The organism is Pseudomonas taeanensis MS-3 (assembly GCF_000498575.2).
Lineage (GTDB): Bacteria > Pseudomonadota > Gammaproteobacteria > Pseudomonadales > Pseudomonadaceae > Aquipseudomonas > Aquipseudomonas taeanensis.
On the sequence record NZ_AWSQ01000001.1, the window covers coordinates 1,517,531 to 1,540,380 of the forward strand.

Here is a 22,850-nt window from a genome sequence, read left to right on the forward strand (position 1 = left end):
TTGTTGTAATGGGTGCACAAGCGCTTTCTGGCTAAGGTTGGAAGATCATGCGTGACAAGGTAACCGGTGCGCGGCGCTGGGTAGTGAAGATTGGCAGTGCGTTGCTGACGGCTGATGGGCGAGGGCTGGATCGCGCGGCAATGGCGGTTTGGGTCAAGCAGATGGTGGCGCTGCGCGAGCAGGGGGTCGAGCTGGTGCTGGTGTCCTCTGGGGCGGTGGCGGCCGGGATGAGTCGGCTGGGCTGGGTGGCTCGGCCCAGTGCGATGCACGAGCTGCAGGCCGCGGCGGCCATTGGCCAGATGGTTCTGGTGCAGGCGTGGGAGTCGAGCTTTGCCGAGCATGGTCGGCACACGGCGCAGGTCCTGCTGACCCATGATGATCTGTCGGACCGCAAGCGCTACCTGAATGCGCGTAGCACGTTGCGCACCCTGGTCGAGCTGGATGTGATTCCGGTGATCAACGAGAACGACACGGTGGTCACCGATGAGATTCGCTTTGGGGACAACGATACCCTGGCGGCGCTGGTGGCTAATCTGGTCGAGGCCGATCTGTTGGTGATCCTGACTGATCGCGATGGGATGTATAACGCTGATCCGCGGCATAACCCCAATGCCCAGCTAATTTATGAGGCGCGCGCCGATGACTCGGCGCTCGATGCGGTGGCCGGGAGTGTGGGTGGCGCGCTGGGGCGTGGGGGTATGCAGACCAAGCTGCGTGCGGCGCGTCTGGCGGCGCGTTCAGGGGCGCACACGGTGATTGTTGGCGGGGCTATCGAGCAGGTCTTGGCGCGCCTCAAGAGTGGCGAGCGCTTGGGTACCTTGCTGGCACCGGAGCGCGGGTTGCTGGCGGCGCGTAAGCAATGGCTGGCAGGGCATCTGCAGACCCGTGGCACCTTGGTATTGGATGCTGGGGCGGTCAAGGCCCTGGAGACAGGTCGCAAGAGTCTGCTGCCGGTGGGTGTCAAGGCGCTGCAGGGCAGTTTCCGCCGTGGCGAGATGGTGGTCTGCGTGGCGGCGGATGGTCGTGAAGTTGCGCGAGGTCTGGTCAATTACAGCGCGATCGAGGCGCAGAAGATCATCGGCCGGTCGTCGGATGCCATTGAGAAGTGTCTGGGGTATGTCGACGAGCCAGAGCTGGTGCATCGCGATAACCTGATTCTGGTTTAGTCTGCCTCAGGTCTAAGAGGAACTCATGATGCGAAAAGCCAAAGGATTGCTGAATGCTTTACTGGTGTTACCGTTTCTGTTGCCTTCTGTAGTGGTTGCAGAGGAAATCGGTGAGGTGTCCACGGTATTCAAGTGGTTGGGGTCGAATGACAAGATCGTCGTCGAGGCCTTTGATGACCCTAAGGTGGAGGGGGTGACCTGTTATTTGTCGCGCGCCAAGACGGGTGGGGTGAAGGGTAGTCTGGGTTTGGCCGAGGATCGCGCCGAGGCGTCGATTGCCTGTCGCCAGGTAGGGCCGGTGCGCTTCAGGGATGAGCTGGAAGAGGGGGAGGAGGTATTTCGCGAGCGAACTTCGCTGGTGTTCAAAACCATGCAGGTGGTGCGGTTCTTCGATGAGAAACGCAACACCTTGGTGTACCTGGTGTACAGCGACCGGATAATCGAGGGCAGTCCGCAGAATGCGGTAACTGCGATCCCGATTCTGCCCTGGCCGGACCAGCGTTGAATAAAAAGCCCGAATCAGGTTCGGGCTTTTTAACGGCAATAAAAAAACCGGCCATCAGGCCGGTTTTTTAAGAACTAACAGCGAATAACTGGCAGCTTAGGCAGCTGCAGCTTCACTGAGGGCCTTGATGTGGCCATTCAGGCGGCTTTTATGGCGCGCTGCTTTGTTCTTGTGGATGATGCCTTTGTCGGCCATACGGTCGATTACCGGCACAGCCAGGGTGTAAGCGGTTTGCGCCTGCTCAAGTTCTTTGGCGTCGATAGCCTTGACTACGTTCTTGATGTAGGTGCGGACCATGGAGCGCAGGCTGGCGTTATGGCTACGACGCTTCTCAGCCTGTTTGGCGCGTTTTTTGGCAGAAGGTGTATTGGCCACCGTCAAACTCCTCGAAAACTGGGGGGGTTACAACAAATAAGGCCGCGAATCATGCCGACGCGCTTGATGGATGTCAAGCCTGTCGGCTAAGCGGTGATTGTTGTATGTGCTGTGCCGACCGGAAATCGGCGTGGTCTTACTTGCTCTACCCAGTATTCATGGCGGCCGGTAAACTCGGCGGCCTTTTCTAAGGGGTAGTGCATGTCCGAGCGAACCGGTAAGGGCGGCTTGTTGCGTTCCAGTGCGGTGGTCAGTGTGATGACCCTGCTGTCGCGCGTGCTGGGCATGGTACGCGATATGGTAGTGGCTGCCTATTTCGGTTCCAGCCCGGCAGCCGATGCGTTTTTTATTGCCTTCAAAATCCCCAACTTCTTGCGCCGCTTGTTTGCCGAGGGGGCGTTCGCCCAGGCTTTTGTTCCGGTGCTCTCGGAGTATCGTGCGCAGCGCAGTCTGGCCGAGGTCAAGCAGTTGGTCGACCGCACGGCGGGCTACCTCGGTTTGACCCTGACGGCGTTGACCGCTCTCGGTGTGGTTGCCTCGCCGTACCTGATCATGCTGTTTGCGCCAGGCTTTCGCGATGAGCCGGCCAAGCTCGCGCTGGCGGGCGAGTTGCTGCAAATCACCTTCCCTTATTTACTGCTGATCTCGCTAACGGCCTTCAGTGGCGGAATACTCAACACCTATGGGCGTTTTGCCGTGCCGTCGTTTACCCCGGTGCTGCTCAACGTCTGCATGATCGGTGCGGCGATCTACCTGACGCCGTATTTCCAGCAGCCGATCATGGCCCTGGCCTGGGGCGTGCTGATTGCGGGCTTTGCCCAACTGTTGTTTCAGTTGCCGTTTCTGGCGCGGATCAAGCTGCTGCCAACGCCCAGGGTGCATCGCGACGAGGGCGTCAGGCGCATCATGTTGCTGATGGTGCCGGCGCTGTTCGGTGTGTCGGTCAGCCAGATCAACCTGTTGTTGGACACCGTGCTGGCGTCCTTCCTGCAGACGGGCAGTATCTCCTGGCTGTATTACGCCGACCGTTTGTCCGAACTGCCGTTGGGAGCCTTTGGTATCGCAATAGGTACGGTGATTCTGCCGAGTCTGTCGCGGCTGCATGCCACCGATGATCCCAAGGCCTTTTCGGCGACTATCGACTGGGCGCTGCGCATGGTCTTGTTGGTCGGGGTGCCTGCGGCGCTTGCGCTGGCGATTCTTTCCGAGCCGCTGATCGCCAGCCTGTTCTACTACGGGGCAATGACCGAGCGTGACGTGCTGCAGTCGGCCAATGCGCTGGAGGCCTACTCACTAGGTGTGCTGGCGTTCATGCTGATCAAGGTGCTGGCGCCGGCGTTTTTCGCCCGTCAGGACCTGAAAACACCGGTGCGGATTGCGATCATCTGCATGGTGGCGAACATGGTGTTCAATCTGATCCTGATCTGGCCGTTGCAGCATGTTGGCTTGGCCTTGGCGACATCGTTGTCGTCGTTACTGAACACCGGGCTGCTGTTTTGGGGGCTGTACAAGATCGGCGTGTATCGCCCCGCGCCGGGCTGGTGGCTGTTCGCTCTGCGTTTGCTGGGCGCCTGCGCGGCGATGATCGCCCTGGTCTGGTGGCTGAACGTACCGTCGGCTGAATGGTTCGTCTGGGGTTGGCAGCAGCGTGTGCTGTGGCTGAGCCTGTTGGTCGGTGGCGGACTGCTGGCCTATGCGGGTGCGCTGCTGGCACTCGGTTTGCGCCTGCGTCATTTGCGTCATTGACGCCAGCGTTGTGAACCTTTGCGTCGGTCGCGCGCTTATGGCCTGTCGCCCGTCGCCGTTGTCTAGGTATAATCGGCCACTTTATGAGCAAGAAGCGCACTATGCAGCTGGTTCGAGGCCTACATAATCTGCGGCCCCAGCATCGGGGCTGCGTCGCCACCATCGGCAATTTCGACGGCGTCCATCGTGGCCATCAGGCCATCATGGCGCGTTTGCGTGAGCGTGCGGGCGAGTTGGGCGTGCCCAGCTGTGTGGTGATCTTCGAGCCGCAGCCACGTGAGTTTTTCTCACCGCAGACGGCGCCGGCACGCCTGACCCGTCTGCGTGACAAGCTCGCGTTATTGAGCGCCGAAGGGGTTGATCGAGTGCTTTGCCTGGCCTTCACTCGCCGCTTTCGCGAGTTGAGTGCCGCCGAGTTCGTGCAGAAAGTGCTGGTCGACGGCCTGGCTGTGCGTCATCTGGAGGTCGGCGATGACTTCCGTTTCGGTTGCGACCGGGCGGGGGATTTCGCGTTTTTGTCGCAAGCTGGCGCACGTGAAGGCTTCTCGGTCGAGGCGGCGAAGACGGTCGTGCTCGATGGGGTGCGCGTCAGTAGTACACGAGTACGTGAGGCGCTTGCCAGTGGCGACTTTGCCTTGGCAGAGCATTTGCTCGGGAGGCCTTTTCAGATTGCCGGGCGGGTGCTGCATGGGCAGAAGCTGGGGCGTCAGTTGGATGCGCCGACGGCCAATGTCCAGCTCAAGCGTTGCCATGTGCCGTTGACTGGGGTGTATCTGGTCAGTACCGAGATAGATGGCCGGGCCTGGCCCGGCGTCGCCAATATAGGTGTACGGCCGACGGTGGCCGGTGACGGTAGCGCCCATCTCGAGGTGCACCTGTTGGATTTTGCCGGTGATTTGTATGGCCGGCGTTTGACGGTGGCGTTCCACCACAAGCTGCGTGATGAGCAGCGTTTCGCCTCACTCGAGGCACTGAAGACGGCAATTGCTGCCGATATTGCCGCCGCCCGTGCCCATTGGCGCACTTAAAACACATAGTGCCAACCGCTTAGAAGAGCCTGAGATGACCGATTATAAAGCCACGCTAAACCTGCCTGATACCCAGTTTCCGATGAAGGCTGGTCTGCCGACCCGCGAGCCGCAAACGCTGCAGCGCTGGAACGAAATTGGCCTGTATCAGAAGCTGCGCGCGCAGGGCGAAGGCCGGCCGAAGTTCGTGCTGCACGATGGCCCGCCCTACGCCAACGGCAGTATTCACATCGGTCACGCGGTCAACAAGATCCTCAAGGACATCATCACCCGCTCGAAGACCCTGGCCGGCTTCGATGCACCGTACGTGCCGGGCTGGGATTGCCACGGTCTGCCGATCGAGCACAAGGTGGAAACTACCTTTGGCAAGAATCAGCCGGCCGATCAGACCCGCGAACGCTGCCGCACCTATGCCGCCGAGCAGATCGAAGGGCAGAAGACCGACTTCATCCGCCTCGGTGTGCTGGGTGACTGGGACAACCCGTACAAGACCATGGACTTTGCCAACGAGGCCGGCGAGATCCGCGCCCTGGCCGAGATGGTCAAGCAGGGCTATGTGTTCAAGGGCTTGAAGCCGGTCAACTGGTGTTTCGACTGCGGCTCGGCCCTGGCTGAGGCCGAGGTCGAGTATCAGGACAAGAAGTCCGAGGCGATCGATGTCGCGTTTGTCTGCGAAGACAGCGAAAAACTGGCCGCCGCCTTCGGCCTGAGTGAGCTGGCCAAGCCGGCCAGTATCGTGATCTGGACCACAACGCCTTGGACCATTCCGGCTAACCAGGCGCTCAACGTGCACCCGGAGTTCGATTACGTCCTGGTCGATACCGGCGACAAGCTGTTGCTGCTGGCCGACGAATTGGTGGAGAGCTGCCTGCAGCGTTACGGCCTGCAAGGCGAGGTGGTCGCTCGCGCCAAGGGCGAGGCGCTGGAGCTGATTCGTTTCCGCCACCCGTTCTACGAGCGTTTCGCACCGGTTTATCTGGCGGACTATGTCGCGCTGGATGCCGGTACCGGTATCGTTCACTCGGCCCCGGCCTATGGCGAGGACGACTTCCATTCATGCAAACGCTACGGCATGAGCAATGACGACATCCTCAGCCCGGTGCAGAGCCATGGCGTCTACGTCGAATCGTTGCCGTTCTTCGGTGGCCAGTTCATCTGGAAGGCCAACCCGGCCATCGTTGCCAAACTGGATGAAGTGGGCAGCCTGCTTAAGCATGAAACCATCAGCCACAGCTACATGCACTGCTGGCGCCACAAGACCCCGCTGATCTACCGCGCCACTGCGCAGTGGTTCGTCGGCATGGACAAACAACCGAATCAAGGCGACACCCTGCGTGAGCGGGCGATTGCCGGCATCGAGCAGACCGCGTTCGTCCCAGCCTGGGGCCAGGCGCGCCTGCACAGCATGATCGCCGGTCGCCCGGACTGGTGCATCTCGCGTCAGCGTAACTGGGGCGTGCCGATCCCGTTCTTCCTGCACAAGGAAAGTGGCGAGCTGCATCCACGCACCACCGAGCTGATGGAGCAGGTCGCCCAGCGCGTCGAGCAGCAGGGCATCGAGGCCTGGTTCAAGCTGGACGCCGCCGAACTGCTCGGCGACGAAGCTGCGCAGTACGACAAGATCAGCGATACCCTGGACGTCTGGTTCGACTCCGGCACCACCCACTGGCACGTGCTGCGCGGTTCCCATGCGCTGGGACACACTAGCGGTCCGCGTGCCGATCTCTATCTGGAAGGCTCCGATCAGCATCGCGGCTGGTTCCATTCCTCCTTGTTGACCGGCTGTGCCATCGACGGTCACGCTCCCTACCGTGAGCTGCTGACTCACGGTTTCGTGGTGGACGAGAACGGCCGCAAGATGTCCAAGTCCCTGGGCAACGTGGTGGCGCCGCAGGAAGTCAATGACAGCCTGGGCGCCGACATTCTGCGTCTGTGGGTGTCGTCGACCGATTACTCCGGCGAGATGGCGGTCTCCAAGGTCATTCTGCAGCGTAGCGCCGATGCCTATCGGCGCATCCGCAACACCGCGCGCTTCCTGCTTTCCAACCTCAGCGGCTTCGATCCGGCGCAACACCTGCTGCCTGAGACCGAGATGCTGGCACTGGACCGCTGGGCGGTGGATCGCGCCCTGCTGCTGCAGCGCGAGGTCGAGGAAGCCTACGACAGTTATCGTTTCTGGAACGTGTACCAGAAGGTGCATAACTTCTGCGTGCAGGAGTTGGGCGGCTTCTACCTCGACATCATCAAGGACCGCCAGTACACCACCGCCGCCGACAGCGTGGCGCGACGCTCCTGCCAGACCGCGCTGTTCCATATCTCCGAGGCTCTGGTGCGCTGGATCGCGCCAATCCTGGCCTTCACCGCCGATGAGCTGTGGCAGTACCTGCCGGGCGAGCGCAACGAGTCGGTGATGCTCAATGGCTGGTACCAGGGCCTGAGCGAGCTGCCGCAAGGCCTCGAGCTGAACCGTGAGTTCTGGGAGCGGGTCATGGCGGTCAAGGTTGCGGTGAACAAGGAGCTGGAAAACCTGCGTAAAGACAAGGCCATTGGCGGCAACCTGCAAGCCGAAGTGACCGTCTACGCCGAAGACAGTCTGATTGCCGACCTGAACAAGCTGGGTAACGAGCTACGCTTCGTGCTGATTACCTCGACCGCCAGCCTCGCCCCGCTGAGCAGTGCGCCAGCTGACGCTGTGACAACCGAAGTGGCCGGCCTCAAACTGAAAGTGGTCAAGTCCACGCACGCCAAGTGCGCCCGCTGCTGGCACCACCGCGAAGACGTCGGTGTGAATCCAGCGCACGCGGAAATCTGCGGTCGCTGTGTGGATAACATCGAAGGTGCTGGCGAGGTGCGTCACTATGCCTAAGGCCAGCCGTTACGGGCGTCTGGCCTGGCTGTGGCTGAGTCTGCTGGTGTTTGTGGTCGATCAGGCGAGCAAGTTCTATTTCGACAGCAGTTTGAGCATGTACCAGCAGATAGTGATCATTCCCGATTACTTCAGCTGGACCCTGGCTTACAACACCGGCGCGGCCTTCAGCTTTCTGGCGGGCGCCTCCGGCTGGCAGCGTTGGCTGTTCGCCGCGATCGCGATTGCCGTCAGCGCTGTGCTGGTGGTGTGGCTGAAGCGCCTGAAGCCGGAGGAGACCTGGCTGGCTGTGGCCTTGGCCCTGGTGCTCGGCGGGGCTTTGGGCAATCTGGTCGACCGGGTGTTGCTCGGTCATGTGGTCGATTTTATTCTGCTGCACTGGCAGAACCGCTGGTACTTCCCCGCGTTCAACTTTGCGGATGCCGCCATTACCCTCGGTGCCATCTTGCTGGCACTGGATATGTTCAAAAGCAACAAGTCCGGAGAAGTCGCACCATGACTGATGTACGTATCGGCCCGGACAAGGAAGTCACCCTGCACTTTGCCATCAAGCTGGAAAACGGCGATGTGGTGGATAGCACCTTCGACAAGCAGCCCGCCACTTTCAAAGTGGGTGATGGCAACCTGCTTCCAGGCTTCGAAGCCGCGCTGTTCGGTTTCAAAGCTGGCGATAAACGCACGGTGCAGGTACTGCCCGAGCAGGGTTTCGGTCAGCCCAATCCGCAGAACGTGCAGCATATGCCGCGGACCCAGTTCAAGGACATGGAGCTCTCCGAAGGCTTGTTGGTGATCTTCAATGACGCCGCCAATACCGAGCTGCCGGGTGTGGTCAAAGCCTTCGACGACTCCCAGGTGACCATCGATTTCAACCATCCATTGGCTGGCAAAGCGCTGAGCTTCGAGGTGGAGATCATCGGGGTCAAGCCACTCTGATGCTGTTGTTGCCTGTAGCCCGGATGAAATCCGGGAGCCCTTAGGCACTCCCCGGATTTTATCCGGTCTACGACCACAGAGCCGGGCGCAGTAGTTTTTCAAAGGCCCGCTAAAGGTCTCGCGTTACACTGCCCGTTCAAGCTTCGCGTACGAGAGTCACCATGCATATCAAACTCGCCAATCCCCGCGGCTTCTGCGCCGGCGTCGACCGCGCTATCGAGATCGTCAACCGCGCCCTGGAGGTCTTCGGCCCGCCGATCTACGTGCGCCATGAAGTGGTGCACAACAAGTTCGTGGTCGAGGATTTGCGCGCACGCGGCGCCGTATTCGTCGAGGAGCTGGACCAGGTGCCGGATGACGTCATCGTCATCTTCAGCGCTCATGGGGTGTCCCAGGCGGTGCGCAACGAGGCCGAGCAGCGTGGCTTGAAAGTCTTCGACGCCACCTGTCCGCTGGTGACCAAGGTGCATATGGAGGTGGTGCGTTACAGTCGCGAAAGTCGCGAGTGCATCCTGATCGGCCATGCCGGCCACCCGGAAGTCGAGGGCACCATGGGCCAGTACGATGCTGGCAACGGTGGTGCCATCTACCTGGTCGAAGACGAAGCCGATGTCGAGCGTCTCCAGGTGCGCAACCCCGAAGCCCTGGCGTTCGTCACCCAGACCACTCTGTCGATGGATGACACCAGCAAGGTCATCGATGCATTGCGCAGCAAGTACCCCGCTATCGGCGGCCCACGCAAAGACGACATCTGCTACGCCACACAGAACCGCCAGGATGCGGTCAAGCTGCTGGCGGGCGAGTGCGACGTGCTGCTGGTGGTCGGCAGCCCGAATAGCTCAAACTCCAATCGCCTGCGCGAGCTGGCCGAGCGCATGGGCACCCCGGCCTACCTGATCGACGGCGCCGAAGACCTCAAGCGTGAATGGTTCGATGGTGTTGCCGGAGTCGGCATCACTGCTGGTGCCTCGGCCCCGGAAGTGCTGGTGCGTGGAGTTGTAACCCAGCTGCAGACGTGGGGTGCGACGGGGGAGAGCGAGTTGGCCGGACGACCGGAGAATGTCACCTTTTCCATGCCCAAAGAGCTGCGGGTTAAAACGCTTTAAGTTGTGATCGCAGCTCAGTATGGGCACTGGCCGCTGCTTTGCCTCAGTCGTCCGCCAGCACTAAGCACCAGTTGGTATGCCTTAATCTGTCTTTGTTGATGGCACACCCAGAGGGTGCCTGCTTGGAAGCCGCCATTATTTAGGTATCCGCGTCCGTCGGGAAGGTAGCGAATATATTTGGCTACAGGGCTGTTGGCATAGAGTTCAACTTGAATATCCAGCTCCCCCTGAGCCTGAATAGTTGGCTCGTCATCGTCCTGACTACCATTGCTGTTAGTGTCGGCGAATATGCTCCAGCCGTTACTCCAGGCTCCGTCTCGATTGGCCAGCGTGATGGCTTGACCTCTCAGAATAGCCAGCTGGCGTGCTGCGGCGACGCTGCGGAGTAGTTTGTCTGAGGTGGCTTGCACTGCCGAGCTATTTCTCAAGCTGGATAGGCTAGGTGTAGCAAGTGTGAAGAGAATGCTGCATATACAGAGCGTAGTAAGCAGCTCCAAGAGACTATATCCCTGAGAATTGTTCATGGCGTCCTGCCGTGTCGAGTGGAACAAACAACCCTAGTTCAGCTGCCCAAGTCCTGCGTACTGCCGCTCGTCGCCAGTTTGCCCTCAGTAGTCTTCTGGAGCGTGACAGGGCGGCCACGAGTCCATAGTTTTGAAAACGTTAATCAAGGATGTTGATCAATGCGCGAGATTAAAGGCTTCACGTTGATAGAGCTAATGGTGACCTTGGCTGTGCTTGCCGTGTTGTTGAGCATTGCAGTACCCAGCTTTGCTGATTTTCTCAGGTCGAATCGCGCCGAGTCGCAGAGGACCGCCTTGGTAAACTCATTTGCTCTCGCGCGGAGTGAGGCGATCCGTCGCGGTACGCAGGTGCGCGTAAGTCCGATCAGCGGAACTAACTGGTCAAATGGATGGCGTGCCTGGGTTGATAGCAATTCCAATGGTATTTACGACAGTGGTGAGGCAATCAAGGAGTTCCCCGCGTTTACCGGTGGTAATACCTTGTCCTCATCCGTATCGCCGATCATTTTCAGTAGCCAGGGCTACCAGAGCAGCGTGGCTTTCGGGGCGGCGACGACTCTGCAATTTCGCGTTGGCGCCAGTTACTGCAGCTTGGAGCGCGACATCACAATTAACCACTTGGGTCGTGTATCTTCAAACCGGAGGACCTGCTCATGATTAATGCGCGTCAATCAGCAGGTTTTAGTCTGATAGAGGTGTTGGTGTCGTTTCTCGTGCTGAGCATTGGAGTGTTGGGGATGGCAGGCCTGCAACTCAATGCGTTGAAGTTCAATCAGACTGCCGCAGTGCGGTCACAGGCGACGTTTCTTGCCTACGACATCGCCGAGCGCATGCGTGCCAATCGCGTCAAAGCTCGCTCCGGTAATTACGATATCGCTCTTACGGCTGGCGCGCCTAGCGGCACCAGTATTGAAGCAACCGATCTGCAACAGTGGCGGGCCGCGTTGACCAGCCAGCTACCAGATGGCAAGGGGGCTGTTGCTCGTAATGCGTCGAAGGTAATTGTAACGGTGCAGTGGGATGAGTCTCGCGTCGGTGGGCAATCCAGTCAGCAGTTCGTCTACGAGACCCAGCTATGAATAGATATTCATTCAATCGGCGTCGTAACCATGGGCTCAGCCTTGTTGAGTTGATGATCGCTCTGTTGGTTGGGTTGTTGCTTAGTGCGGCAGTCTTGCAGATTTTCATATCCTCGAAAAATACTTACCGCATGCAGGAGTCTATGGCCCGCCTGCAGGAGAACGGCCGATTCGCCGTTAGCTATATGGCTAATGATATTCGTATGGCCGGCTATATGGGTTGCGGCAATATAGATCGTATCCCTGTAAATAACATTGGCCAAGCCGATGATGGCGGCCTTGCCGTGGCGAGCTTTGACAGCAACACGATTATTGTGGGTAGTGATAATGTAGTGAGTGGTAATGTTTGGGGGGCGGCGCCGGGTACTGATACGCTGGTCGTGCGTAAAGTGAACGGCGGTGGACTACGCTTGACCGGTAATTTGGCCACAAACAATGCGAATATTCAAATTGTCGATAACAGTCTGAATGTGCAGGCAGGGGATATTCTATTTATTACCGACTGTATTAATGCCGATATATTTCGCGCCACTAACGTCTCCACTGGCTCGGATGGGAAGGTGACTATTGCACACTCTGCTGCGAAAAATACCTCGGTCAATCTGAGCAAAATGTATGGTTCGGATGCTGAGGTAATGGTATTCGAGTCAGCGGCGTATTTTGTCAAGGAAACTGGCCGAACAACGCCAAATGGAGATGCCATTCGCGCGCTCTACGTGCAGCGCCAAGCTGGTAAAACTGCCGAGACGGCAACAGCTTATGAGTTGGTGGAAGGGGTGCAGGATATACAGTTGGAGTTTGGTGTGGATACGGGCAATGACTCTTTGGCCGACGTGTACCGCACCGCCAATAACGTAACGGACTGGGCTAAGGTTGTTAGCGCACGTTTCAGTCTGTTGATGCAGGGTGTCGAGGGCAAGGTCCTCAGCAGTTCCGGCAGTATGGCACAGAGTATTAATTACAATGGTGGCGCTGTTGCTGCTGACGGTCGAGTACGCCAAGTGTTCGGAAGCGTGGTTGCAGTACGTAACCGAGTACCTTGAGGAGACACTAATGCAATTGCAATTTTGGCGTCGACAGCAGGGATCAACGTTAATCATCTGTCTGGTGTTTCTGCTTATCCTTACCATGATAGGCATCAGTTCAATTCAGAGTTCCACTTTGCAAGAGCAAATGGCCGGTAGTGCGCGTGATTATAATTCGGCGTTCCAGGCGGCGGAGTATGCCTTGCGTGAGGGGGAGGTTTATCTTCAGCAAGCAACGTTAGGCAGTTTCACTGGCAGTGGGGGGCGCTATACCATCTGTGGCGATCCTGCCAGTACAGCAGCGGGGTGTGTGCCGCCTAGCTGGCGTAATAAATCCTCCACCGGTTGGGTGACCCAGTCAGGTGTGGGAAATGTCAACAGTCAGCCGCAGTATATTCTTGAAAAATATCCGCTTATTGTCGATGTGAATGCCCCCTTGGATGCCGATACCGTGCCACCAAAAATAGAGATGTACCGCATTACTGCTCGTGGTTATGGCGTTTCGGAAAACTCGATGATTGTGTTGCAAAGCGCGTTTCGCCGAGATTGATTGTGCGCCCCGGCTCGTTTGTATGCGAGCAGATGCTCACTGAGTGGACAGGCATGAGGATGTCAGGCTGATGAGATCTAAGTCAAAAGGCTTTACGCTGATCGAGTTGATGATAGTGGTCGCCATTATTGGAATACTAGCGGCTATTGCCTACCCTAGTTACACGGAGTATGTACAACGTGGCAAGCGATCTGAGGCGAAGGTGGCGCTACTTGAAGCAGTGCAGAATCTGGAGCGTTACTACTCGGCTAATGGCACTTATCTAAATGCAGGGGGCACGGCGCTGGCCTCAGTGTTTGGCACTGTCGTGCCGGCTAGTGGTGCTGCCAATTACAATATTGCAGTAAGTGGAACGCCAACTCGTAGTGCTTTCACTTTGCAGGCCAGTCGCACAGGTAGTATGGCCAGTGATGCGTGCGGCGAGTACCAAATTAATCAGGCTGGCAGTCGTACGCTTGCGAGTAATAGCAGAAGCTTAGCGGACTGTTGGTAGACTTACTTGATGCGCTAGCATATTTTCGCATGCGAACACTCGTTTCCGGCGGATGAAGGTTGTGTCCTGATAGTAGTGTTCCTCTCAGCAGTATAACCGCTTGTCCTGAAATTTTACCGCATTGATCGGTGACCGCTTTACCGATCGGTAACTGGCCTCTATACAGAAGTTGGAAGCGCTTGAGTCGACTGCGTCAAATGATTTTTGAAGTGGTCAGGTTGGCTTGCTGTCATTAACAGGCTTTAACTGAAGTGCCCGAAAGTATCCGCTGGCAAAGAAGGATCTTTGACTCGTGCTTGCACTGTCATGCAACCTGTTCACAAAAAATGTATTGATGCTTATGAGGTCGCTGAATCATGTTTGGTTTAACTAAGACTGCAAACACCATGCGTTATGCGCTAGCGACCTTGTCCTTTGTGCACACCATGGGTATCTCGCTGACAGCATCGGCGCTGACAATTGATCAGGCACCACTGTTTCTGAGTACCCAAGTAACGCCTAATGTAATCATGGCGATTGACGACTCGGGAAGTATGGACGCCGAATTATTACTGCCGACTAATGATGGTGCGGCATGGTGGCGTGTCAATTCCGATGCAACAAAAACTGGATTTTTCGGTTGGGGTACCAATGCCGACTATTCAGCCGATGCCTGGGTTGGTGGAGCTCAGATGAATTTCAACCAGGCGGGTGGCGCCGATGCTACTTGGAAGAAGTTTATCTACATATTCCCCAATGGCAGTGACTCTAGTAAAGGTGGGCGTGTCTATGGCGACTCTACAAACGATCACTTCGCCGTTCCACCGCTTCCAACTCTCGCGTATGTAAGGTCTGTAGCCTACAACAAAGCCTATTTTGATCCTCTGCAGACTTATGCGCCATGGCCTTCTTTAGGAGGGCAAAGCTTCAGTAACATGCCGGCAACAGCTGCGAAAGCCGATCCGGGGCGGAGTTCATCACTGACCCTCGACCTGACGGCTAATGTTGAACTGAAGGATAGTAACCAGACATTTCGGCTATTCAGTGGCATGCGTATCCCCTCAGGGACGAAGATTTATCTCAATAGCGCTTGGCAAACGCTGACTACCGCAGGCACCGTACCCTATACGCCGGTCTCGGGCGGTGGGCAGCTCAGTAATGATACGAGCTACGGCATTAGTTATTTTCCAGCCACTTTCTACGCTGAATCAGCGTCCGCGCTTCCTGTCGGCTATGGCTATACCGCTTCTCCTATGTTGTCAGGGTATTCGCCGGGTGCATCCTCACCAGATCTTTATCTTTATGAGATAAAGCCGGCAAATTTTAGTACGACTGCCCAGTACCAAATGGCGATTCAGAACTTCGCTAACTGGTTTAGTTATTATCGTAAGCGTCAACTGGCAACTCGAGGTGGGGTGGCAGCGTCCTTCAAGGACATGACAACGATTCGTGCTGCGACATACCGAATTAATAACCGCTCTACGTTGACCATGCGTAATCTATCTCTCGCAGCAGATCGGGATAGTTTCTTTCAGGATGTGATGGCGCCTACGGGTAGTGGTGGTACGCCGAATCGCGAGGCGCTTCTGCACGCAGGGGAGCAGTTGATGCGTACCGATGTCAATGCCCCGGTGCAGTATTCCTGTCAGAGTAACGCAGCCATTCTTTTTACCGATGGATTTAGTAATGCTTCTAGTGTTAGCCCGGCACCAGGTAATGCCGATGGCGATCAGGGCTCACCTTATGCAGACTCTGTGAGTGACACCATCGCAGATATTGCTATGAAGTATTACAAGACCCCGTTGCGCACGGGAACTGGTTTCCCTAGTGGGCGTGTGCCGGTAGTTGCCGCATGTAATACGGCCAACCCGCCGGCGGGAACGGACTGCAATCGTAACCTGCATATGCTGACCTATGGGGTGACTCTCGGCAGCAAGGGTATTTTGTTTGATCCGGATGTTGTTACCGATCCCTATGCTAACCCGCCAGCCTGGTGGAACAGCTTTTCAAATCGCAGCCCACGAGCCGTAGATGATCTGTGGCATGCAACCCTGAATGGTCGCGGTCAGATGCTTAATGCCAAGACCCCCACAGAAGTGGCCAAGGCGATAAAAATAGCATTGAGCAGCATCATCGCGCGGACGGGATCGGCTTCGGCTGTGGCAAGTAACTCCACTCGTCTGGATACCGATACCTTTGTGTATCAGGCCAAGTTCAACAGTGCCGACTGGTCAGGTGAATTGCTCGCTTATAGCATTGCAGCTAATGGCCAGATTTCCTCTCAAGCCTGGACTACAGATAACGGGATTCCATCTGCATCGGCCCGCAACATCGTCACTTGGAATGGTGCTCAAGGTATTGACTTTGTAGCCACAAACTGGCTCTCGTTAAGTCAGAGTCAGCGAGACGCATTGAATAATGGTGATGCACTCGGACTGGCGCGTTTGGAGTGGATTCGAGGCTCCAATACGTTGGAGCAGAATCAGGGAGGCGGGTTTCGCAATCGCACCAAGAAGCTTGGCGATATTGTGAATTCGGACCCTCTGTTCGTTAAAAGTCAGGATTATGGCTTCTCCGTGCTGGCTACCGAGGGCGCTAGTTATGCTAGCTATGTAGCAGGTAAGCAGAGCAGGACACCGATGTTATTTGTCGGAGCCAACGATGGAATGATGCATGGATTCAATGCAAGCACTGGGATGGAGTTGTTTGCGTTTATCCCCTCAGGGGTCTTTGGCAGTGTTGCGCAACCTAAGATTGCTGCTCTGACTGACCCAGGTTATACGCACCGCTACTTGGTTGATGGCCCTGCACGTTCTTCCGATGCCTATATCAACGGTGTGTGGAAAACCATGTTAGTTGGTTCTACTGGGGCAGGCGGCAAGTCGGTATTTGCCCTTGATATCAGTAATCCGAGTGGCTTAGGGGCTGGGAGTGTGACCTGGGAGAACAGTACTACGGGTACCGCCATGAGCCATCCGGTTATCGCTCGATTAGCTTCCGGGGACTGGGTGGCTATTTATGGCAATGGGTATGACAGTGGCGAGAACGTCAAGCTCAATATCGTCAGGTTGTCTGATGGTGTTCTGTTGAAATCAATCGATACAGGGGTTTCGGGTACAGGTAATGGCTTGGCCACACCTCTTCCGGTCGATACCAATAATGACCGAATTACCGATGCGGTCTATGCCGGGGATTTGCTTGGCAATATGTGGAAGTTTGATCTAAGCAGCGCTAATGCAAATCAATGGGGTGTAGCCTACAAACAGGGCTCTACGCCTAAGCCACTATTCACCGCCGTGAGTGGTTCAGGCCAGGCGATTACCGCGCGAGCAACAGCAGGACGGAATCCTGATGGCAATGGCGTCATGATCTATTTTGGTACCGGTAAGTATTTTGAATCCGGCGACAATGTAGTGGGAAGCTCTCCGCAGTTGCAACGATTTTATGGTGTCTATGACGACGGTTCGCAAGTAACCGCGTTGTCAAGCTTGGTGCAGCAGACTATTACCAATGAAGGTGCGATTTCCGGCTTTGGTGGTTATCGCGTTACATCGACCAATACTGTTGACTATGTGAGCAAGAAAGGCTGGTACTTGGACCTTAAGTCGCCCGGGGCGTCCAATGGTGCGGGTGAACGTGTGGTTAGTCAGGCTTTGCTCCGTGATGGACGGATTATCTTCACTACCCTTATTCCGTCCAGTGATGCTTGTGCCTATGGGGGGAAGAGTTGGCTTATGGAGTTGGATGCCATTAATGGGGGACGTTTAGCCTATTCAGTCTACGATGTTAATGGTGATGGTCAGGTTGATGAGAACGACTACGTGACTCTTTCCGATGGCAGTAAAGTCCCGGTTGGCGGCAAGGGATTTGATGAGATCATCAAGACTCCCGGCATCATTGGCGCAGGCGACTTGGAGTACAAATATACCTCCGGTTCGAGTGGGACTCTCAGTTCGACGGTCGAAGTCGGGAGCGGCAATATCAAGGGGCGCCAGTCTTGGCGTCAACTGCAGTAGGTATAAAAGACCGCGTGGTGGGCGAGCTTGTCTCGGAGACCGGACGAAAGTAAGGTTGGTTGCGGGTTGAATTGCCGAAAGTCAGTCTGTTGGCAAGTCGCTCAATTCACGTAATGAAATAATTCCGGTCGCAGGTGCCGGAATTTTTTTATTTATGAGTTTCTGAAGTAAGTATTGTTCTTACTACGCTACTAGTTTGAATTGGCACGGTATTTACACTAGGTTGTTCCAATCCAAAGTCTGGGGTCAACATATATGCGGCGTGACGGCGAATGTCGGCTTGCCGCGTTTAATGGCGGGCGAATCCCAATCACGAACCAACCCACGCATCACCACGTCGATCAACGCTGCCGTATCGCACAGCGGGTCGAACAGTTCCGGGTCGCGGGTCCAGTCGGTGAACAGGCCGACGACCTGGGCGTGCAGAGCGCGTGCGGCGAGGCGCGGGGTTACCTCGGGGTGCAGGCGGGCGTGACACTCGGGGCGATTGAGCAAGTCTTCCACCAGTTCGATGAACTGGTTGATGAAGTCGTTGTGCTGGCGTTCCGCTTCGCGCAGCTCGTCGGTGAACTCACAGCGGTGCAGGAGGATGGTGAAAATCCGCCGCTTCTGCGGGTCGCGGGCGAGGTTTTCGATGGCCTCGATGCAGAGGTTACGCAGCGACAATAAAGGGTCGATGCCATCGCAGCCGGACAAGCGTTCGGCCATCTGCTCGGGAGGCAGGCGCACCTGGCTGAGCATGGTGTGAAACAAGTGAGCCTTGTTCTCGAAGTGCCAGTACACCGCACCCCGGGTCACTCCAGCCTGCCGGGCGATGTGCTCCAGGCTGGTATGCGCCACGCCTTTTTCCAGGAACAGCACTTCGGCTGCTGCCAGGATGGTGTCGCGGGTGTGTTCGGCTTGTTCTTTGGTTCGGCGCATGGCGGCGGCTGTATTTCTGACTAGGCTCAGGTTTGGTGGAACAGAGTGTAATGATTTTGCGCACTATGTTCTATTTACAAACAGTGCTGTATGTAACTAGCATCGTCGCCCTCGTTTATGCGCCTCGCGTTGTCCCGGAGACACCTATGTCCTTTGTCCACCAACTCCCTCGTGTTCTTGGGGTTCTCGCCTTTGCTTCCCTGATGTCTGTGGCTCAGGCGGCTGATGCGCCTCCTGCGCCTGAGGTGCTGGTGGAGACAGCAAAGGTCGCGCCGTTGCCACTGGAGCTGGAGTACTCGGCACGCACCGCGGGCTTTCGCGAGGTGCAGGTGCGTGCCCAGGTCAGCGGTATTCTGCAGGAGCGCACTTACCTGGAGGGTAGTCAGGTCAAGCAGGGCCAGGTGATGTTCCGCATCGATCCGCGCACCTATCAGGCCGCCTTGGCTCGGGCCAAAGGTGCCCTGGCTCAGGAGCAGGCGCGTTACCGGCAGACCGAGCGCGACTTGCGGCGTATTCGCGAGTTGCAGAAGAAGGGGTTCGCCAGCGAGAGCGAGCTGGACAATGCCATCTCCAACTTCGAGCAGAGCAAGGCCAATATCCAGGCCGCCGAGGCCGAGGTGCAATCCAAACAGATCGATCTCGACTACACCACGGTGAAGGCGCCAATCTCCGGCATCACCAGCCGCGAAACCGTTTCCGAGGGCAGCCTCATGGTCGCGGGCGATCCGAACGCCAGCCTGCTGACCAACATCACCCAGCTCGACCCGATTTTCGTCAACTTCGCCGCCCCGGACACCGATGTGGCCGTGGTCCGCAGCGGCCTGAACAGTGGTGCGCTGACCTTGCCTGAAGACCAGCAGATGAGTGTCGAAATCAAGTTCGGCGATGGTTCGGTCTATCCATTGGCGGGCAAGGTGGACTTCACCGGTAGCCTGATCGACCGCAGCACCAGCACCGTCAGTGCCCGCGCCGTGGTGCCCAATCCGGAGCAGAAGCTGCTCCCCGGTCAGTTCGTGCGAGTCGTGGTCAAGGGCATTACCTTGCCCAGCGCCATTACCGTGCCGGAACGTGCGGTTGCACAAGGTCCGCGCGGCACCTTCGTGTATGTGGTCGACGAGGAGAGCATCGCGCGCATGCGCCAGGTCAGCACCGGACGCACCGCCCAAGGCCGCTGGGTGATCGAGTCCGGCATCAGCGCCGGTGACCGGGTGATCGTCGAGGGGCTGCCCAAGGTGCGCCCGGATACGCCGGTGAGGGTCGCCGAGCCCAGCGCCCCATCCGCCAAGCAATCCTAAGGAGCGTCCCCCGTGTTTTCACGCTTCTTTATCGACCGCCCGGTCTTTGCCGCAGTTATCTCCATTGTCATCGTCCTCGCCGGCTTGATGGCCATGCGCGCGCTGCCGATTGCCCAGTACCCGCAAATCCTGCCGCCGCAAGTGTCGGTCAGCGCCGGCTATTCCGGCGCCAGCGCACAGGTGATCGCCGAAACCGTGGCGGCGCCGCTGGAGCAGTCGATCAACGGTGTCGAGGGGATGATCTACCAGCAGTCCAACTCCGGCGGCAACGCCATGAGCCTGTCGGTGTACTTCCAGGTCGGCACCGATCCCGATCAGGCCACCATCGACGTCAACAACCGGGTACAGGCCGCCCTGGCCAAACTGCCGGAAGAGGTGCGCCGGCAAGGGGTCAAGGTGGAGAAGAAGTCCTCGGACATTCTCCAGGTGGTCACCCTGTTTTCCCCGGATGGCTCGCGCGATCCGGTGTATATCAGCAACTATGCGCTGATCAACGTGATCGACGAACTCAAGCGTTTGCCGGGGATCGGTGACGCCCGTCAGTTCGGCTCGAAAGACTACTCGATGCGCATCTGGCTGCGCCCGGACAAGCTGGCGCAGTACAACCTGACGCCGGCCGATGTGGTCAGCGCCATTCGCGAGCAGAACTCGCAGTTCGCCGCCGGCAGCTTCGGCCAGCAGCCGCTGCAACAGGAACAGGACTTCACCTATACGGTGACCACCCAGGGGCGTTTCACCGACCCGCAAGAGTTCGAGAGCGTAATCCTGCGCAGCGACGAGACCGGCGCCAGCCTGCTGTTGAAGGATGTTGCGCGGATCGAGTTGGGCGCCCAGGACTACTCGCTGATGACCTCGCTCAACGGTCAGCAGAACGCCGCCTTCGGTATCTACCTGCAACCGGGGGCCAACGCCCTGGACACTGCCCAGGCGGTGCGCGACACGCTGCAGCGCCTGTCGAAGAACTTCCCCGAGGGCATCACCTACAAGATTCCCTACGACACCACCAAGTTCGTCAAGGTGTCCATCGAGGAAGTGATCCACACCTTCTTCGAGGCCTTGGTGCTGGTGGTGCTGGTGGTGTTCATCTTCCTGCAGAACTGGCGTGCCACGCTGATCCCGCTGTTGGCCATCCCGGTGTCGCTGATCGGCACCTTCGCCGGCATGTATCTGCTCGGTTTCTCGATCAACTTGTTGACCCTGTTCGGCATGGTGCTGGCCATCGGCATCGTGGTGGATGACGCCATCGTGGTGATCGAGAACGTCGAACGGGTGATGAACGAAGACAAGATTGGCCCGCGCGAGGCGACCATCAAGGCCATGCAGGAGGTCACCGGCCCCATCGTTGCCATCGTCCTGGTGCTCTGTGCGGTGTTCGTGCCAGTGGGCTTTCTCGGCGGCCTGGCGGGTGAGATGTACAAGCAGTTCGCGATCACCATCGCCGTGTCGGTGGTGATCTCCGGCATCGTCGCGCTGACCCTGAGCCCGGCGTTGTGCGCGGTATTGCTCAAGCCAGGCCATCAGGAACCGGCCGCACCGTTCCGCGCCTTCAATCGCGTGTTCGACCGCCTCACCAACGGTTACACCGCTGGCGTGCGCTTCTTCCTCAAACGTTCGGCGATCGGCCTGCTGCTGTTCGGTGTGATGATCGCACTGATGCTGGTGCTGTTCAGCCGGGTGCCCAGCTCACTGGTGCCGGATGAGGATCAGGGTTATGTGATCAACGCCTACTTCCTGCCACCGGCGGCCTCGCTGACCCGCACCGAGAAGCTGACCAGCGCGGTCACCCAGCAGTTGATGGACCACCCGGCGGTTGCGGATGTGGTGACCTTCGCCGGTTTCGACATCCTCACCTTCGGTACGCGGAGTAACGCCGGGGTGTCGTTCGTGCCGCTGAAGGACTGGAGCGAGCGCACCACGCCGGAGCTGGACGCGCGCAACCTGACGAAAACCTTCATGGGCATGGGCGCGGCGCAGAAGGATGGCCTGGTGATGACCTTCAACCCGCCGCCGATTACCGGGATGAGCACTACCGGCGGTTTCGAGGGTTATATTCAGGACCGCAGTGGCGGCAGCACCGCGCAGCTGGCCAGCAAGGTCACGACTTTCCTCGAGGCCACGGCCAAGCGGCCGGAACTGGCCGGTGTGCGCACCACCTTCAGCGCCAACGTGCCGCAGTACTACATTGACCTCGATCGCACCAAGGCCCGCGCCCTGGGTGTGTCGATCAGCGATGTGTTCACCGCCATGCAGGCGACCTTCGGCAGTTACTACGTCAACGACTTCAGCCTGTATGGCCGCACCTTTCAGGTCAGCCTGCAATCGGAGTCGGAGTTCCGCCGCAAGCCGGAAGACCTGTCCCAGGTCTATGTGCGCTCGGCAAGCGCCGAACTGGTGCCACTGTCCAGTCTGGTCACGGTCGAGCGCATCCTTGGCCCGGACAGCTATGCGCGCTTCAACGTCTACCCGGCGGCGAAGATTCTCGGTGGTCCGGCGCCGGGTTACAGCTCCGGCCAGGCCCTGGCGGCGATTCAACAAGTGGCCGATGAGACGCTGGGCAGCGACTACAGCATCGGCTGGACCGGCTCGGCCTTTCAGGAGCAGGCCACCCAGGGTTCCGGCAGCACCGCGTTCGTTTTCGGCCTGATCATGGTGTTTCTGATTCTCGCCGCGCAGTACGAACGCTGGACCCTGCCTTTGGCGGTGGTTACTGCCGTACCGTTCGCGGTGTTCGGGGCGATTCTGGCGGTGTGGCTGCGTGGTATCGAGAACGACGTGTACTTCCAGGTCGGCCTGTTGACCCTGATCGGCCTGGCGTCGAAGAACGCCATCCTGATCGTCGAGTTTGCGGTGATCTGCCGCAGGCAGGGTATGGGCATCTTCGAGTCGGCATTGGAGGCTTCGCGCCTGCGCTTCCGCCCGATCATCATGACTTCGCTGGCCTTCATCCTCGGCGTGGTCCCGCTGGTCATCAGCAGTGGCGCCGGCTCGGCCAGCCGCCACTCGATCGGCACCGGGGTGATCGGCGGCATGCTCGCGGCGACCTTCCTGGCGATCTTCCTGATCCCGATGTTCTACCTGCTGGTGGAGTCGCTGGCGGCCAAGCTGAGCAAAGGGCGGAAATCTGCGGAGGTGGTTGAGTCATAGGTTGGGTTAGGCACGTGCGCGGTATCTGTCGGCGCACTGGCCTAGGCGCGGCGTAACCCGGTATTTTTGCTGCTACCAGTGGCGCCGCTGGGTTACGCG

The 22,850-nt window shown here is 58.0% G+C and carries 19 protein-coding genes; 16 read left to right on the plus strand and 3 right to left on the minus strand.

Features of this window, described 5'->3' with window-relative positions:
- Positions 1 to 47 precede the first annotated feature (47 nt).
- Positions 48 to 1,166: a glutamate 5-kinase gene (proB, locus tag TMS3_RS06595; RefSeq protein ID WP_025164466.1), complete on the plus strand. Its 1,119-nt coding sequence runs from the start codon at positions 48 to 50 to the stop codon at positions 1,164 to 1,166.
- Between the two features lie 28 nt (positions 1,167 to 1,194).
- Positions 1,195 to 1,671 carry a CreA family protein gene (locus TMS3_RS06600; protein ID WP_025164467.1) on the plus strand — a complete coding sequence of 159 codons (477 nt, stop codon included), beginning with the start codon at positions 1,195 to 1,197 and terminating at the stop codon, positions 1,669 to 1,671.
- 96 nt (positions 1,672 to 1,767) lie between these two features.
- Here the strand turns inward: TMS3_RS06600 and rpsT are convergent, their stop codons facing one another.
- Positions 1,768 to 2,046, minus strand: a complete 279-nt coding sequence (gene rpsT / locus TMS3_RS06605) for a 30S ribosomal protein S20 (protein WP_025164468.1) — start codon at positions 2,044 to 2,046, stop codon at positions 1,768 to 1,770.
- 201 nt (positions 2,047 to 2,247) lie between these two features.
- Here rpsT and murJ point away from each other — a divergent pair, with 201 nt between their 5' ends.
- From murJ to ispH, 6 genes are all read left to right on the plus strand, one after another.
- Positions 2,248 to 3,792, plus strand: a complete 1,545-nt coding sequence (gene murJ, locus TMS3_RS06610; protein ID WP_025164469.1) for a murein biosynthesis integral membrane protein MurJ — start codon at positions 2,248 to 2,250, stop codon at positions 3,790 to 3,792.
- Positions 3,793 to 3,893: 101 nt separating this feature from the next.
- Positions 3,894 to 4,820: a bifunctional riboflavin kinase/FAD synthetase gene (gene ribF, locus TMS3_RS06615; RefSeq protein WP_025164470.1), complete on the plus strand. Its 927-nt coding sequence runs from the start codon at positions 3,894 to 3,896 to the stop codon at positions 4,818 to 4,820.
- A 34-nt stretch (positions 4,821 to 4,854) separates the two neighbouring features.
- The gene (gene ileS / locus TMS3_RS06620; RefSeq protein WP_025164471.1) at positions 4,855 to 7,686 is read left to right on the plus strand and encodes an isoleucine--tRNA ligase; all 2,832 of its coding nucleotides are present in this window, start codon (positions 4,855 to 4,857) and stop codon (positions 7,684 to 7,686) included.
- Positions 7,679 to 8,185, plus strand: coding sequence for a signal peptidase II (lspA, locus tag TMS3_RS06625; protein ID WP_025164472.1), 507 nt, complete (start codon positions 7,679 to 7,681; stop codon positions 8,183 to 8,185). Before ileS ends, lspA begins: the two co-directional genes overlap by 8 nt.
- Positions 8,182 to 8,619, plus strand: a complete 438-nt coding sequence (locus TMS3_RS06630; protein ID WP_025164473.1) for an FKBP-type peptidyl-prolyl cis-trans isomerase — start codon at positions 8,182 to 8,184, stop codon at positions 8,617 to 8,619. Before lspA ends, TMS3_RS06630 begins: the two co-directional genes overlap by 4 nt.
- A gap of 161 nt (positions 8,620 to 8,780) precedes the next feature.
- Positions 8,781 to 9,725 carry a 4-hydroxy-3-methylbut-2-enyl diphosphate reductase gene (gene ispH / locus TMS3_RS06635; protein WP_025164474.1) on the plus strand — a complete coding sequence of 315 codons (945 nt, stop codon included), beginning with the start codon at positions 8,781 to 8,783 and terminating at the stop codon, positions 9,723 to 9,725.
- 14 nt (positions 9,726 to 9,739) lie between these two features.
- Here the strand turns inward: ispH and TMS3_RS06640 are convergent, their stop codons facing one another.
- A complete protein-coding gene (locus TMS3_RS06640; protein ID WP_083491706.1) occupies positions 9,740 to 10,249 on the minus strand; it encodes a GspH/FimT family pseudopilin in 510 nt (169 codons plus the stop codon).
- Between the two features lie 159 nt (positions 10,250 to 10,408).
- On the opposite strand from TMS3_RS06640, the gene TMS3_RS06645 reads away from it, so the two are divergent.
- The 6 genes from TMS3_RS06645 to TMS3_RS24535 all read left to right on the plus strand — a co-directional run bounded on the left by TMS3_RS06645 (position 10,409) and on the right by TMS3_RS24535 (position 17,391).
- Complete coding sequence (locus tag TMS3_RS06645) at positions 10,409 to 10,906, plus strand: GspH/FimT family pseudopilin (RefSeq protein ID WP_025164476.1); 498 nt, start codon at positions 10,409 to 10,411, stop codon at positions 10,904 to 10,906.
- Entirely contained in the window at positions 10,903 to 11,328 is a 426-nt protein-coding gene (gene pilV, locus TMS3_RS06650) for a type IV pilus modification protein PilV (protein WP_025164477.1), read from the plus strand. Before TMS3_RS06645 ends, pilV begins: the two co-directional genes overlap by 4 nt.
- Positions 11,325 to 12,371 carry a PilW family protein gene (locus tag TMS3_RS06655; RefSeq protein WP_025164478.1) on the plus strand — a complete coding sequence of 349 codons (1,047 nt, stop codon included), beginning with the start codon at positions 11,325 to 11,327 and terminating at the stop codon, positions 12,369 to 12,371. Before pilV ends, TMS3_RS06655 begins: the two co-directional genes overlap by 4 nt.
- 10 nt (positions 12,372 to 12,381) lie before the next feature.
- Positions 12,382 to 12,903 carry a pilus assembly PilX family protein gene (locus TMS3_RS06660; protein WP_025164479.1) on the plus strand — a complete coding sequence of 174 codons (522 nt, stop codon included), beginning with the start codon at positions 12,382 to 12,384 and terminating at the stop codon, positions 12,901 to 12,903.
- 70 nt (positions 12,904 to 12,973) lie between these two features.
- A complete protein-coding gene (locus TMS3_RS24530; protein WP_043301778.1) occupies positions 12,974 to 13,396 on the plus strand; it encodes a type IV pilin protein in 423 nt (140 codons plus the stop codon).
- A gap of 356 nt (positions 13,397 to 13,752) precedes the next feature.
- Complete coding sequence (locus TMS3_RS24535) at positions 13,753 to 17,391, plus strand: pilus assembly protein (protein WP_083491708.1); 3,639 nt, start codon at positions 13,753 to 13,755, stop codon at positions 17,389 to 17,391.
- A gap of 246 nt (positions 17,392 to 17,637) precedes the next feature.
- On the opposite strand, the gene TMS3_RS06670 is transcribed toward TMS3_RS24535, so the two are convergent.
- A complete protein-coding gene (locus tag TMS3_RS06670; protein ID WP_025164481.1) occupies positions 17,638 to 18,312 on the minus strand; it encodes a TetR family transcriptional regulator in 675 nt (224 codons plus the stop codon).
- A 146-nt stretch (positions 18,313 to 18,458) separates the two neighbouring features.
- Between TMS3_RS06670 and TMS3_RS06675 the strand changes: the two genes are divergently transcribed.
- Positions 18,459 to 19,607 (plus strand): efflux RND transporter periplasmic adaptor subunit, encoded by a 1,149-nt coding sequence (locus TMS3_RS06675; protein WP_025164482.1) that lies wholly within the window; start codon positions 18,459 to 18,461, stop codon positions 19,605 to 19,607.
- 12 nt (positions 19,608 to 19,619) lie between these two features.
- On the plus strand, positions 19,620 to 22,751 hold the full coding sequence (locus TMS3_RS06680; protein WP_025164483.1) for an efflux RND transporter permease subunit: 3,132 nt from the start codon (positions 19,620 to 19,622) through the stop codon (positions 22,749 to 22,751).
- Positions 22,752 to 22,850 lie beyond the last annotated feature (99 nt).